At 48.1% G+C, this 13,512-nt stretch carries 11 protein-coding genes and 1 tRNA gene; 7 read left to right on the top strand and 5 right to left on the bottom strand.

Annotated elements, in window-relative coordinates:
- Positions 1-110 precede the first annotated feature (110 nt).
- On the top strand, positions 111-1,325 hold the full coding sequence (locus D4100_RS11060) for an acyltransferase family protein (protein ID WP_119804364.1): 1,215 nt from the start codon (positions 111-113) through the stop codon (positions 1,323-1,325).
- Between the two features lie 164 nt (positions 1,326-1,489).
- Here D4100_RS11060 and D4100_RS11055 read toward each other — a convergent pair whose 3' ends face one another.
- Positions 1,490-2,377 carry a LysR family transcriptional regulator gene (locus D4100_RS11055; protein WP_006319815.1) on the bottom strand — a complete coding sequence of 296 codons (888 nt, stop codon included), beginning with the start codon at positions 2,375-2,377 and terminating at the stop codon, positions 1,490-1,492.
- A 467-nt stretch (positions 2,378-2,844) separates the two neighbouring features.
- Between D4100_RS11055 and D4100_RS11050 the strand changes: the two genes are divergently transcribed.
- Genes D4100_RS11050 through D4100_RS11035 form a run of 4 tightly spaced genes read left to right on the top strand, consistent with a single transcriptional unit; the run spans position 2,845 to position 7,854 of the window.
- Positions 2,845-4,272, top strand: coding sequence for a bifunctional 2-methylcitrate dehydratase/aconitate hydratase (locus D4100_RS11050; RefSeq protein WP_006319814.1), 1,428 nt, complete (start codon positions 2,845-2,847; stop codon positions 4,270-4,272).
- Positions 4,273-4,320: 48 nt separating this feature from the next.
- Positions 4,321-5,463: a hypothetical protein gene (locus D4100_RS11045; RefSeq protein WP_006319813.1), complete on the top strand. Its 1,143-nt coding sequence runs from the start codon at positions 4,321-4,323 to the stop codon at positions 5,461-5,463.
- Positions 5,460-6,440, top strand: coding sequence for an aminoglycoside phosphotransferase family protein (locus D4100_RS11040; RefSeq protein ID WP_119804363.1), 981 nt, complete (start codon positions 5,460-5,462; stop codon positions 6,438-6,440). The genes D4100_RS11045 and D4100_RS11040 overlap by 4 nt, the downstream gene beginning before the upstream one ends.
- 28 nt (positions 6,441-6,468) lie before the next feature.
- Positions 6,469-7,854, top strand: coding sequence for a DHA2 family efflux MFS transporter permease subunit (locus D4100_RS11035; protein ID WP_119804362.1), 1,386 nt, complete (start codon positions 6,469-6,471; stop codon positions 7,852-7,854).
- A 163-nt stretch (positions 7,855-8,017) separates the two neighbouring features.
- Here D4100_RS11035 and D4100_RS11030 read toward each other — a convergent pair whose 3' ends face one another.
- Both D4100_RS11030 and D4100_RS11025 read right to left on the bottom strand, forming a co-directional pair.
- Positions 8,018-8,950 carry a GIY-YIG nuclease family protein gene (locus D4100_RS11030; RefSeq protein WP_119804361.1) on the bottom strand — a complete coding sequence of 311 codons (933 nt, stop codon included), beginning with the start codon at positions 8,948-8,950 and terminating at the stop codon, positions 8,018-8,020.
- Positions 8,951-9,290: 340 nt separating this feature from the next.
- A complete protein-coding gene (locus D4100_RS11025) occupies positions 9,291-10,184 on the bottom strand; it encodes a DMT family transporter (protein ID WP_119804360.1) in 894 nt (297 codons plus the stop codon).
- Positions 10,185-10,297: 113 nt separating this feature from the next.
- On the opposite strand from D4100_RS11025, the gene D4100_RS11020 reads away from it, so the two are divergent.
- On the top strand, positions 10,298-11,155 hold the full coding sequence (locus tag D4100_RS11020; protein ID WP_119804359.1) for a LysR substrate-binding domain-containing protein: 858 nt from the start codon (positions 10,298-10,300) through the stop codon (positions 11,153-11,155).
- Positions 11,156-11,464: 309 nt separating this feature from the next.
- Here D4100_RS11020 and D4100_RS11015 read toward each other — a convergent pair whose 3' ends face one another.
- Positions 11,465-12,304: an N-acyl homoserine lactonase family protein gene (locus D4100_RS11015; RefSeq protein ID WP_119804358.1), complete on the bottom strand. Its 840-nt coding sequence runs from the start codon at positions 12,302-12,304 to the stop codon at positions 11,465-11,467.
- A 49-nt stretch (positions 12,305-12,353) separates the two neighbouring features.
- Here D4100_RS11015 and D4100_RS11010 point away from each other — a divergent pair, with 49 nt between their 5' ends.
- Positions 12,354-12,968, top strand: coding sequence for a TetR/AcrR family transcriptional regulator (locus tag D4100_RS11010; protein WP_119804357.1), 615 nt, complete (start codon positions 12,354-12,356; stop codon positions 12,966-12,968).
- 176 nt (positions 12,969-13,144) lie between these two features.
- On the opposite strand, the gene D4100_RS11005 is transcribed toward D4100_RS11010, so the two are convergent.
- Positions 13,145-13,220 (bottom strand) — tRNA-Asn (locus D4100_RS11005).
- Between the last annotated feature and the right edge of the window lie 292 nt (positions 13,221-13,512).

Below are 13,512 nucleotides of genomic sequence, written 5' to 3'. Positions count from 1 at the left end.
GTCAGGCCCTGCTACATTGCTTTGCCGTTATTAATTTTTCCTGTGCAACATGGTCGCTATGCTACCGAATAAAATTTTCAATATAAAATACTATCCTCAGGGGAAACACCATGAATACTGCAATAAACAGAGAAATAAGTATTGATGCTATTCACGTTGACGTAAATGAATCAGAGGGGAGTCAGTCAGTGACGACGGGGAAATTACCCTCGCCACCCAAGCTTCCATCACTTACCGGAAGCAGATTCTGGGCCGCATTATTGGTGTTTTTATTCCATTCATCGCTTCCCAGCGATCTGGCACCATTTTCAGATCCGACTATTCAACATATTTTCACTGTTATCGTGGGTAAAGCGGGATGGCTCGGCGTTTCCTATTTCTTTATACTCAGTGGATTCATTATGGTATGGTCCGCGAGAGATAACGACACCGTGGGTGATTTTTATCTGCGACGTTTTGCAAAGATTTATCCCATGCATTGTCTGACCTGGGCTATAGCCTTTGTTATTGGTGCCATGAGTATATATCAGTATAAACTATGGGCATCGAATCTGTTTTTATTGAATACCTGGGTTGATGATGTTCGTTATTTTTTTGTGGGTAACAGACCCAGCTGGTCACTTTGCATAGAAGCCATGTTTTATCTCTCATTCCCGTTTCTTTTCAGAATCATGAAGGCAATACCTGAAAAATTCGATTTACTCGGATTAACCGTCGTCACCGCGGCGTCCTTGCTGGTTCAAACCTACATTTACCTTTGGGTTGAGCCGAATCAGATGATGAAGGCGTTTCCGATTTCACAGCAACACTTTTGGGTTTCATATATTTTTCCGCCATCACGCATATTTGAGTTTCTTGCCGGTATGTTTGCAGCCCGGTTGCTGATGAATGGGCGGGCACTTGTGCTCACGAAAACAGCTTCATTTGCCTTGCTTGCAGTCGCGTACATCGGTGCCATGTATCTCCCATACCAGTTCAGCATGAGTGTGGTTTTCATCATTCCCGTTTGTTTATTAATCATCTCGATGGCGGGTGATGATTTAAAAAATCGAAATACACTGTTAAACACTAAAACGTCCGTGTGGTTAGGAGAGATATCCTATTCCTTCTATATGGTTCATTTCTTGGTACTCTTCTACTTTTTGAACCTCACGGCGGGAAGAAAATTTAACTTGCCAGAGGGGATTGCGCTTATCGCCGTTGCGTTAGTCCTGTCCGTTTCATGCGCGTCTTTTTTATATAGTTACTTTGAAGTACCCATGATGAAATTAATTTTAGAGAAGTGCAGAACGAAAGGATTAGTCATTCTGCGTAAATCTGCATGATATACAGCGGAGCATTCAGCATCTTGTCGTGAAAATACGGTGATCTGTTGAAGTTTGGCTTGTTCAGAGGGGAGGGCATACGTCAGATGTATGCCCTCCCGTTTTCTGTCTGATGGGCGGCTGTCAGTAAAGAGGGGAAATGTACGGGCGTTTGCTACAAGTATCTAATAACCGATATTGTGCAGTCGGGGATCCTGAAAAACTGAAGTCATTACCCCTCTGAATTTAGTGCTATCCAGATAAGGTGAATCGGCACGGTAAACAAGTTCTATCTTGAAGTCATTAAACTGGCCACAGAGCTCATGAATTTTTATCTTATTTTGCACTTCGCTACTGATCGAACAACGTAATACTAACGACACGCCTTTACCGGCAGCAATGCTGGAGAACAGCACGGGATAGGATCCACATTCGACAAGTCGTTTGGGTGTGATATGACCTTCATCAAAGAGAACATTATAGTTGCGGGTCGTGGTAGCACATTTTTTGCTGCTGAGTAAAAAAACTTCGCCATCCAGACTGGAGATATCTTTTATTGTCGGGTAGTTTTTCTCGGTAATAATAACCAGTTCGCTGGAGAGCAGTATGGAACGTGTATGTTGCGTGTTTGAAAACCCCGCCCCGATGATTACCGCATCAAACTCGTTTTGGTCAAAGGCATTGAGCAAACTCATTGTATTTCCAATCGAAATATCTATGTTCCACCCCAAATCATGACCCAGGTCGATCAGTGAGTTAACAATATAGGGGGGTAAACATTCGATTATGCCAATTCGTATATTGATTTGGCTATTTTTTGAATGGGAAATGTTGTTTTTACAATCATCCGCAAGGTTTAATATCTTCAGCGCGTAGTCATACAGTATCTGCCCTTGCGCAGTCAGTGAGCACCCGTCAGTTTTTCGATCTAACAGGGTGACATCCAGGTTATCCTCCAGGCTCCTGATTCGGTGGGAAATACTCGATTGCACTCGATTAAGACGTTCGGCTGCTTGGGTTATGTTCCCCGTCTCCACGACTGTCACGAACGCAAGAAGTTCACTTAGCTTCATTTGAGACCTCATGCTTAAAATTAGTTCACCGTCACAACAATTATTTATATTCTGTATTATTAAATTTGTCACTATGTTTAACCCCTCTCTCTGAGAGGCAGATGCGAGCAATCTGTGACCATCTCAGGGGGGTGTCAGTATTATTACCATCTCAGTAGATGTTAATTCTGAATTGTCAATTATAACAACAGATTCTGCTTGTTTTCCGTCTCTGCAACTCATGCGTTTTTCTCCGTTCTACCAATCACTTTCAATAGGAATATTGTCAGGGCATCAATATTTTCGATGAGTGCCTCGATTTTATTCACTGGTCTTTTATTGCCATGACAATTACGATTTTATGAGCAGGAAGAGGTAATTGCATATAAATCAATTAATTGGCTATTTATATTTTCTTTCTGCATATAACTATCACTGTTTCCATTAATTGTAATTTGAATAATTCATTTTCGTTTATGGGGTTAAATATGGCGCACGTAGAGTTCGATAAGGTAATGGTTGAACTGGTTGACTATGCCTATGAGCAGGCAACCTTTGATGATGAGACTTTACGGCTGGCGCGTTATTGCCTGCTGGATTCGATAGGTTGCGCGATTGCCGCATCCACCGACCATGACTGTATGCGGCTGATGGCCGGCGCTCAGTTCAGCAAGAGCCGCGAAGGTGTGCCTGTTGCCGGTACCGGGCTAAGACTGGGACCTGTCGAGGCGGCCTTTCATATCGGTTCGATGATCCGCTGGCTGGAGTTCAATGACACCTGGCTTGCGCAAGAGTGGGGGCATCCGTCTGATAATCTGGGGGCAATCCTGGCTGCAGCGGTATGGCAGGGTCAGGCTGACGGTAATCAGCCGCCAATTGATATGACAGCCGTCCTGAATACGATGATTCGTGCCTACGAGATCCACGGCGTGTTGTGTCTGTCGAACTGCTTCAATGCGCTGGGTATTGACCACGTGGTGCTGGTTAAAGTGGCTTCTGCGATCGCCTCAGCTCAGCTCCTCGGCTTGTCAAAAGAGCAGGCATTGAGTGCGCTGTCCAACGCTATTATCGACGGCCATTCTCTCAGAACCTACCGCCATGCGCCCAATGCGGGAACGCGCAAGTCATGGGCTGCGGGTGACGCGACGGCGCGTGGCCTGCAACTGGCGCTATTCGCGCAAACCGGCGAAATGGGTTATCCCACTGCGCTGACGGTCAGCCGGTGGGGATTCGATGATGCCGTTTTGCAAGGCAAGCCATTCAATTTGTCGCGCAACCTGTCGGATTTTGTCATTAAGAATATCTTGTTCAAAGTCCCCAATCCTGCTGAGTACCATGCCCAGACGGCGGTAGAAGCGGCCATCAATCTGCGGGAACGGATACTTGCAGCCGGTTTCTCTCCTGAGAGCATTGAGTATGTGCGGGTAGAAACGACGCGCCCGGCGATTCAGATTATCGATAAATCAGGGCCACTGAGAAACTCCGCAGACCGCGATCACTGTCTCCAGTACATGGTTGCCGTGGGGCTTCAAACCGGCAACCTGACGATTAAGGATTTCCACGAACCGCTCGCCTCGGATCCTCAGTTGGATGCACTGCGGTTGAAAATTACCTGTACTGAACGCCCTTCCTTTACCGAGAGCTATTACGACCCTGAGAAGCGCGCCATTCCCAATACGCTCCATCTGAAATGTCATGGCATGGCCGAAGAGATCTCGGAAACCATTGAATACCCGCTCGGTCATGTTCGCCGTCGTGAAGAGTGTTTTGACGCGCTGCTGACGAAATTCCATCTGAATCTTTCGGACAGCCCGCTGCGTGACCGATCCCATATTCTGGCCGAAACCCTGATTTCTGAATCGAAGCTGGATGCCATGTCCGTCACCGACCTCCTGAAAATGTTCTCCTGGGACTAGGCCTTATCTTAAACACTTACAGTTATTTATTTAGCGCGAGGGAATGAAATGAAAAAAGCAATACTGGTGGGTTGTGGAGCGGAGATCGGCGCGAACCTGCTGATTCAGAATGATCCGGCGAAGGATGGTTTTGCCATCCACACCGTCGTCACGAATCCGCCTTCTTTAGATAAACATTACCCTGAACTGCGTCCGATCGATGGCATCGTGGCTCGTCTGGCGATGGCGCATCCCGGCATACAGTCCCACATCGACATTATCAATGGCGAGACCCTCAGGATCGACGGCCGCGAGGTTCACTTTTTCTTTGGTGATCTTGCCAAAGAGCTTCCCCCGCAGACCGGCCGCTTTGACATTGGCTTTATCGCGACCAGCAAGCTGGATATGGACAAGAACAGCCCTGTCGCCCGCAACATGCAAGAACTCGCGGACGTGGTGCTGGGCGTTGCGGAGGCAAATGAGCTGCCGAGTATTTATGGCTGCCTGGAAGATCTGACCCGTGATGATATTGGCACGATACAACGTCAGGTAGTCGATTCTGGTATGTATTGCCTCGGCTCCTGTCAGACGAATGGGATGCATGCCTCACTGCGCGTTCTCACCGATGCGCTCAGAGCTATCCAATGCAACGCCTCGCATATTGTGTCGGTCGAAACCGATATTGTGCATCCGGACACGCCTAACGGCGTACTCGGCACCCGATCGTTCGAGGGACGCCTGCAGGATGCGCGCGACAATCTCCGCCCGAGCTTCTCGCAAATCGCCATGAGTCAGGACAAGGTGATGCCCTGGGCACCGTTAGTGAATACCGTTTCATTACGTGCGCCTGTGCATGCACCCGGATATCAGATCAACCGTTTTATCGTAAAGGATGGTGGGGCGCTAAATACCGGTCTCATCGAGGCGGCGATTGAGCGGGTGAGCGAGACACATCCTCATGTTGTTAAAGCATCCCGGACGCCTTTGGGAAGCCGTGCATATGCTTTCGAGCGCCGGTGCTCAACGATTCTTTCTGACCAGAACCATTTGCTCATTCTCCGGCCTGCCTATCTGGCAAGCCAGAATTTGAGTGAAATCATCATCCAGTCGTTTGTTAACAACACCGTCGGCTATAGCGCTGTTGTCCGTGCCGTAGCGCGCAGCATCGCATTTGGCCTGCCCGTTGCCACTTTCCAGGGGATTGAAAAATGACAAGCTCGCATACCGTAGATTTTTTGAGTTCAGGTTTCGTTGTGAAAACGGCCATGTCCGAAATGTTCAACGGCAAACTGAAAGCCGAAGTTGATCAGATCCGTGCATTGCACGATATCTACCCGGAACTGATGGTGCCGGTCCTGCACGACGGGCTGGCTGCCGGGCGACAATTCTATATTCTCGAGAAGATGGATTCCCTGCCGCTGTCCAGAATCGTATTTGACGACCAACGATCGCTGGCCGAACGCAGGAATATCGTCAGAAACACCCTGGAAAATGTACAAAAAGCTATCGGCCTGGAATCAGAAACCTCGTCGGCGATGACCCACGATATGCCGGCCAGATTACGGGAAGAGTGGGAAGGCACGAGCTTCGCACATGAGCTGTTTGATAAACCTATTTTGCTTAACGGCGCGCGATTCAGTACCACCGCCCGGGAAGTTTATGAAAGAGCAGCAGAACTGGCCCGGACTGAAGAGTTCAGATCGGTGGAAAAAGCCCATTTCAATTTTCACTTCGGCAATGTGCTCTATAACGAGGAGCATGCTCAGACACGTTTCATCGACCCTGATTTTTCGGTGCGCGGGCTGGATCCACTTTTCGGCTTCTCCCGGTTTGCCTTCTCGTTTTGGCATGAGCTTGCGGCAGAGGTGAAGGATGCGGTCAAAATAGTCCCCATGGCCGGTGCATTGATGTTCGTGCTGGCGAAGCCGGATTATGGCAACATTCTCAGCGAGATCCCGGAGTTAGGCGGCATTTCAGGTCTGCTGCCGCTGATGGGGGAAAGTATGCGGAACCGGTTCTACGTGCTCACCACCTACTGTTTCCTGAGGAGTATCCGTATCAACGGCAGTAAACAGCTCTGGAAAGCACCGCGTTCTCCCGTTGTTGCCAGCCCCGAAGAAGTGCTGATGCTTGGCCTGCTGGCATACCTCGAAGGGCCGAGTGCCGAGACTGAAAGCCTCTGTGCGTAACACCAATTCACTATAGGATGTCCGGGATATGTCGTTGGTAAGCAGTAATACCTTAGAACAAGGATTTGAGGCGCCAAGGCGCTATCTGGCGGCTGCCGCCATCTTGATTGGCGTTGTTATGGCGGCGCTGGACAGTTCCATCGTCAATATTTCCTTGCCCTCTATTGCCGAGGCTTTACGGGTAGATTCAGCCTCTGTCATCTGGGTGACCAACGGCTATCAGGTTGCCAGTGCCGCAACGATGCTGATCTGCGCATCACTGGGTTCGAGGATAGGGGAGCGGCGCTTCTACACGGCGGGCATGGTGCTGTTTACGCTGGCATCGCTGGGTTGCAGCCTCTCCTCAACCTTCGGCATGCTGGTTGCCATGCGGGTACTTCAGGGGGTGAGTTATGCGGTCATGATCAGTGTCGGACTGGGTCTCTACCGGGTTATCTTTCCGCCGAATGCGCTGGGAACAATTTTAGGGATAAATGCGCTGGCCTTTGCGGTGGGGACGGCCATCGGGCCTGCGTTAGGCGGCCTGATCATCTCCTATCTCGACTGGCCCTGGTTGTTCTATATCAATATCCCGCTGGGTGCGCTTGCCATTGTATTCTCGCTTATCTCGTTGGGCGTCGATACTGATGAGAGGGAAAAAGGCTTCGATTGGGGTGGGGCGGTCACCTCAGCGGCGGCCTTGGGTCTGATGGTCATTGCTGTCGACCAAATCGGGCGCTGGGACAGCCGCATACTCATACTTTGCGGCGTCGCTTCAGTGGTGCTGGTCGCCATCTTCCTCAACGCGCAGAGGCGTTCAAAGAACCCGTTGCTGCCTCTGGATATATTTCATTCCCGGCGATATTCCTTCGCGGTGATATCTTCCGTCTCAATGTTTGTGGCTCAGGGGATGGCGCTGGTCGGGTTGCCCTTTGTACTACAGCACGCCTATCACTATTCTGTCCTGGAAGCGGCGTTCATCTTTACACCCTGGCCGATTGCCGTGGCAATCTGTGCCCCGATCGCCGGCAGGCTGTCGAATCGTTTAAATCCTACCCAGATATCGACGGTCGGCGTAATGATTTTTTGCCTGGGGTTGGGATCGCTGGCGCTGCTGCCGGAAGCGGCAACGATGAATGATTTTCTATGGCGTGTAGCAGTTTGCGGGATTGGTTACGGGCTCTTCCTGCCACCGAACAATAAAGAGATGTTTTCGAATGTCGCAGCGAACCGAACGGTAACCGCCTCGGGTGTATTGTCGACCGCCAGGACCGCAGGGCAATCCATTGGCGCGGCGCTGGTTGCGATGGTTATTGCGCTGTTGAACGGATTGACGGACGACGCAGGCGCACAGTTCGCCGTCTACGTCTTTGGGCTTGCCTGCCTTATATCCGCGCTATCGTCTCTCTCAAGTATGCTGCGCCTGCATCGATGAGATTATAATGATTAATGCTGGCAGCTTGTTAATACCTTCTTGCTGCCGGCATGTATCGATCCTCATTATTCCCGTTCATAGCCGACCTGACGGCCTTTCAGTCTGGCCGCTTAGTGCCAAAAGCTGAAGTTGCTAGATTTGTTTATTTCATCAATATGTAACGTCATAACCATCCGACGCTCTTTCGCCACTTATGATTAGTAATTTTATCATTTTCGATTATTTTTTTAGAAATAGAACGAGGATCCCTTCCAAGGTAATCAGATATTTCTGTTGGTGACAACTCAAAATCTACTAGCATGACTCTTAGTTTTTCCATTTCCTTCAAAGTCCAAGGTTTTCCATAATTTTCATAAAGAGAAACCATATGGTTCCTAGTTGCTCGCTTTCTCAGAGTTTCTTTTTCCCTCTGAAAAATTTCACTTTCAAATTGTGAATGGAATTCTTTGCCAAAGTTTTCGTCGATTCTTTTTAAAAATAAATTGTCAAAAATAAGTTTGGATGCCGCGTCTACATCAGGAGAATCAATAATAAGATATTTAATATTTTCTAAATAAGGCTTCTCAATTTTACCCAAAATGCTTAAGTCTTTAGCATTAAAAAAACCTCTTAAATCAAAAGATTTAATGAGCTTTGATTGGATTACACTTTCAATTTTAGTTGCATTTGAATAACAGTAATTGGCCATTGGCAGAGCCCACACTACCAGTTGAGGCATATACTTTTCAAATGCAATGTTCTCCCATTTGGCATCAAAAGTCTGTTTTTTTGCTAATATGTTCATGGGTGAATCAAAATGCAGTGTAGTTGAACCCCATATTTCATAATTCTTTGCCAAGGACTGATAGTGTTTTATATGATTTCGAATTTTGTAAGTTGACATAAGACGATATACGTCATCATTGTGACCTGCATTGTAAATTGTTCGATTTCCTCTCAGGTAACCTTCATAATGTTCATTTATCCTTCTCCCTACATTACAACTCACTCCAACATAAACAACACGATTAAAAATCCCTTGATGAACGATAAGATAAACCCCACTACAGCCGGACTTTCTGGCATCTGATATAGAACCTAAAAATCTCCATTCCATTTTTAAAATTCCATCTTCGCGTTAAAGGTATTCATTTATCATTATTTAATAAAAATATCAATTGGTTAAATTAAAGTATGGTGAATTTTTTAGTCACATACAATTTTATTCACTATTGTCAATGATTATACATTGTAGTGATATGCGAATTTTTTACATCTAACTAGAGGCGATCAACTCTCCGTTGATTAATACAAAACAATGTTATTAATGTCTGTTAGACAGTAAAAAGTTATGAACTTCCGCTTTTCGCTCATAGCGGACTTTCGAATCGATAAGAATGTCCGCTTAGTGCCATGAGTGGACGCTGAACCCGTGAAGATTATCCGTCGCTATGGCCTTATAAACTTATCTTCCGTTGTAGCCCGACGGGGAAAGACCAGCCCAGTTTTACACCAAGTGTGCATAGTGCGATCAGTATCATTCCTGTCATCTGAATGATCCCAGGTTGATGGCCATAAAACACCCAGTCAACAATGATAGCAACCAGTGGGTAGATAAAAGTCAGCACGCCAATTACCGGGGTGGTTAACTTTGGATAAGCCGAATACATCAGGACGTAGGCGACACCGGTGTGCAGTATACCTATGCCAATTAACCACCCCCACGACTCGGGAGGAACTGAACGAAACGAATCGGTAAAGGGGGCCAGCAGAATAATTCCAACTATCGTTTGGCATAATGTGGTAATTTCGGGTCGTTGCTGCCCCAGTCCTTTCCCCACTACTGTTGATATCGCGTACAGCAAGGCGGCAACCAGAGTAAGCGCGACTCCCAGAATCCAGTGAATACTAATGACACTGAAGGGAGCGATAAGCCCACTGGCCAGAATGACACCTGTAAATGCTCCTGCCATCCATAGGACCTGGTTAAGTGAGATCTGCTCCCTAAGAAACACCGCGCTAATCAGTACAACAAAGAAAGGTTGTATGTGGTAGACAATAGTTGTTGTGGCTATTGAGGTAAGTGTGAATCCGGCAAAAAAAGCTATCCAGCTAAGCACCATACAGACCCCTGCGAGGGAGGCATAAGTAAGACGTTTAAGGGAAAGGGACCTGTCCGGCAGGTAACCCCGGATGATGCACCATAAGCCAAGAAAGAGAGTGCCAAAAACGCAGCGCCAGAACACTACCGAAACTGGCGAAAGTCCGGACTCCACGGCAAAAGCACCAACCGTTCCTATCATCGCCATTCCGACAGCAAGTTTAACCGCAGGTAGCTGTTTGTCAGACATTTTTCTATCCTTTCCCAGACTCTAAAATGAACAATGAAGCAACTATATTTTTCGTGGTTAAATTAAGCCAGTGAATAGATTTGATAGATTCTATTCGTTATATTAATAGAACTATGGCTAACCTTTTAGATATTGATCTGCTGCGTGCCTTTGTTGCTGTTGTCGAAACGGGCAGTTTTTCCCGTGCGGGCGAACGTATCGGGAGAAGCCAGTCTGCTGTGAGTATGCAGATCAAGCGTCTTGAACAGTCCATCGGTAAACGCCTTTTACATCGAGGGACAAAGACTGTTGCCCTCAACTCCGTTGGTGCTGATTTCCTGGTTCATGCCAGGCAAATTTTAAAACTGTCAGATGAGGCCTGGACAAGTGTGACACGCCCGGAAGAAACTGGCTGTGTTCGCCTGGGGGTACCTGATGACTATGCCGCTTTTTTATTACCCCCGGTGCTTGAACAATTCTCGGCGGAACATCCCCTGGTGACAGTAGAACTGATATGTGAGCCCTCTCTTTCCCTCACAAAAGCTATTGCGGATGGAAAAATTGACCTGGCCATTGTTACCCGGGTGGAGGAACAACCGGTTGAAGTGATACGAAAAGAGCCTTTTGTCTGGGTTGCATCACCAACACATGTCGCCTGGAAAAGTGATCCTGTCCCGGTAGCACTATTTGCTCCCGGGAGTGCTGCACGTACCAATGTCATTCGTGCTCTATCTGAAAACGGCTATACCTACCGGAATGCTTATTCGAGTGCCAGCTTGCTTGGTCTTGTAGCTGTTGTTCAGGCGGGGCTTGCAGTGGCCGGTCTGGCCAAGTGCAGCGTACCGCCATCCCTGCGCATTATTGGCGTCAATGAAGGTCTGCCTCCACTGAACGATCTGGAAGTGAGTATCTTACGGAAGTCAGGAGAAAGTGGGCCTGCAACAGATTGCCTGTACAACTTTCTCTATCGTTCCTTAACGGACTACCGTTGATACAAGCCTACCGTGTTAAGTTCCCTGGTTTCGCTGAAATAACTGAAGAATATCCCCCTAAGCGTCAGCAGCAAGATAAGGCCCCGTAAATCCCCCCTTTACGTCGCAAACGCCGTAAAGCCCTCTCTCCGGGGTTAAAAGAGATTACCTGCTGACAGCGGCATTCAGTAGGGCGAGCTGCACTCTGCTCGCCTGTCTTGTTAGCTTCAGGGAAATAATCCCCTGTCGTCAGGAGGCCCGGTTTGTGCCGGAAGCGGACACGCTCTTATGGCGTCAGCAATCTTGAAACAGAACTACAGGAGATATCAATTATTCGCGGGGAAGGGTGAATATTTGCTCCTCAAGACGTTTTGCACTATCAAAATCATGGGCGAACTGGGTGATGGTTGGTTTTCGTTTACATAGCTCGCGCATTCTGCGAGTTGAGTCATGATGTAACCTGGAATCAACTGCGACACCATCAATGCGGCCCTCCAGCATATAGCTTTCCTGGTACGAAGCATCGCCAGCGATCAATACATAGTGAGTGCCTGCATCTACCACTACAGACTGGTGGCCAAGAGTGTGTCCCGGTGTTGGAACTATTCTTACAGCGCCGTCTTTCGTTACCGCCATACTTCTGTCAAAACTCTCAAACGGACCGTCATCATGTGTGGTGGTGGTTGGTTTAAGCCATTTTGGATAATGCATGTTAAGGAAACCTTGTGCTGGCCCACTCCATGCGAGAGCGTCATGCGCTTCTTTTTGGCTCAGGATTATCTCACTGTCAGGAAAGTGACCGATTCCTCCTGCATGATCGCCATGCATGTGGGTCATTATTACCCATCTGACATCCCGGGGATTGAATCCAACCGCCTGAATTCTAGAATTAACTTCTTCTTCAGGTTTAACCCATCTTCTCTCGCACTTCTGCATAAATGGGTGCCACCAGGGTTGATACCCGGGATCATTCGCGTGTGAGCTTTCGCCAGTATCCACTAAGATAAGCCCTTCCGGATGTTCAATAAGCCAGCATCCAATCGGGAGACGAGGACTCCAGTCTTTGTCTCTCAAGACATCAACTACCCGGGCTGGACGAGTCTCGTAGCGGGCCAGTTGATGTCGGCTTTTAATCTGGACATCTCCGGTTTGCAGGCAATGTATTTTCATGTCACTCTCTTAAAGCAACAAGTGTTGCATTAAATCTTAGGCTTTGATCATGATGAGAGCAACACCTGAAGAAAAAGAATCACTCGACGCAGTAAAAGAGAGAACGGGTGGACGCAGTGCGAAAGTCAGGGAGGCTGTGTTGCAGGCTGCCCGGCAAATACTCATGGAACAAGGGGCGAATGCATTAACGCACCGCAACGTAGCGCAACTTGCCGGTGTAAATGCTTCGACGGTCTATCGCCGGTGGCCTGACAGAGCAAGGCTGATTGCCGATGTTTTCAAAAACACAGCTGAAAGCATGGTCAGAATTCCAGACAGTGGCAGTCTATCCCTTGATTTGTTGCAATTTTTGCAGATGATAACCGCCATGCTTTATTCAGCAGAAGGCAGAAAATTAGTACAAGGCGCTATCAGCGCCACTTCGTCAGGTGACGATATGGTTGAATCCGCTATTCGGGATGTCTGGGAGCAAAGATTTCAGCAGGCAGAAATGATTTTCGAACAGGCAGTACTGCGCGGTGAAGAAGGCTATAAGGGGCAGCGCAAAGGCATACTTGAAACGCTTATTGCTCCTGTCTGGTTCAGAGTTCTGATTACTCAAGAGCCTGTAGATGAGGAATATCTGGTGGCAAATATCAGCCGGATTTTAAAGCAGATGCCTTGATAGTGATTTTTTAGTAAGGCTTATGCCCGAGGTAATATAGGTCGCCTTTTCTCAAAAATAAATTAAAGACACTTTCAGGAAGCGGCGGTATGTCCGCTCCTCACTCATAACCGCCGGTCAACAACGCCAAGAAGCAAAAAGCCCGCTCAGGTTTCCCTGAGCGGGCTTCTCTAATTTGGCTCCTCTGACTGGACTCGAACCAGTGACATACGGATTAACAGTCCGCCGTTCTACCGACTGAACTACAGAGGAATTGTGTGAACGGCCGCAATCTTAACGGGGTGTCGGCGGCATGTCAAAGGCGGATTACACATTCTGTGACTGTTTGCTTACAGAATGCGCAACCCGTTGAGCTTTTGGCAGATTTTCGCCGTCATACTTCAAGCTGTCTCTGCGTTGGCTGCGTGATGCGACCCATCTATGGCCTCACCCCTTATCCTCGGTAAATCCGCCGCGGGCGGCCAGCCTTGCCGTAAATGATCTCGGCGTGGCGTAGATCGCCGTGCGGTTGTTGATCGGATGACCGCCGGTCGGATCCTCTCCC

This window comes from Serratia inhibens (genome assembly GCF_003591175.1).
GTDB lineage: Bacteria > Pseudomonadota > Gammaproteobacteria > Enterobacterales > Enterobacteriaceae > Serratia > Serratia inhibens.
The sequence above is the reverse complement of the archived record's forward strand: the minus strand, read 5'-3'. Positions and strand labels throughout refer to the sequence as shown.

Coding starts and splice junctions, on each gene's coding strand:
- D4100_RS11040 (WP_119804363.1), top strand. CDS start 5,460: ATGACAAGCTCGCATACCGTAGATTTTTTGAGTTCAGGTTTCGTTGTG.
- D4100_RS11050 (WP_006319814.1), top strand. CDS start 2,845: ATGGCGCACGTAGAGTTCGATAAGGTAATGGTTGAACTGGTTGACTAT.
- D4100_RS11010 (WP_119804357.1), top strand. CDS start 12,354: ATGATGAGAGCAACACCTGAAGAAAAAGAATCACTCGACGCAGTAAAA.
- D4100_RS11020 (WP_119804359.1), top strand. CDS start 10,298: ATGGCTAACCTTTTAGATATTGATCTGCTGCGTGCCTTTGTTGCTGTT.
- D4100_RS11045 (WP_006319813.1), top strand. CDS start 4,321: ATGAAAAAAGCAATACTGGTGGGTTGTGGAGCGGAGATCGGCGCGAAC.
- D4100_RS11035 (WP_119804362.1), top strand. CDS start 6,469: ATGTCGTTGGTAAGCAGTAATACCTTAGAACAAGGATTTGAGGCGCCA.
- D4100_RS11030 (WP_119804361.1), bottom strand. CDS start 8,950: ATGGAATGGAGATTTTTAGGTTCTATATCAGATGCCAGAAAGTCCGGC.
- D4100_RS11025 (WP_119804360.1), bottom strand. CDS start 10,184: ATGTCTGACAAACAGCTACCTGCGGTTAAACTTGCTGTCGGAATGGCG.
- D4100_RS11015 (WP_119804358.1), bottom strand. CDS start 12,304: ATGAAAATACATTGCCTGCAAACCGGAGATGTCCAGATTAAAAGCCGA.
- D4100_RS11055 (WP_006319815.1), bottom strand. CDS start 2,377: ATGAAGCTAAGTGAACTTCTTGCGTTCGTGACAGTCGTGGAGACGGGG.
- D4100_RS11060 (WP_119804364.1), top strand. CDS start 111: ATGAATACTGCAATAAACAGAGAAATAAGTATTGATGCTATTCACGTT.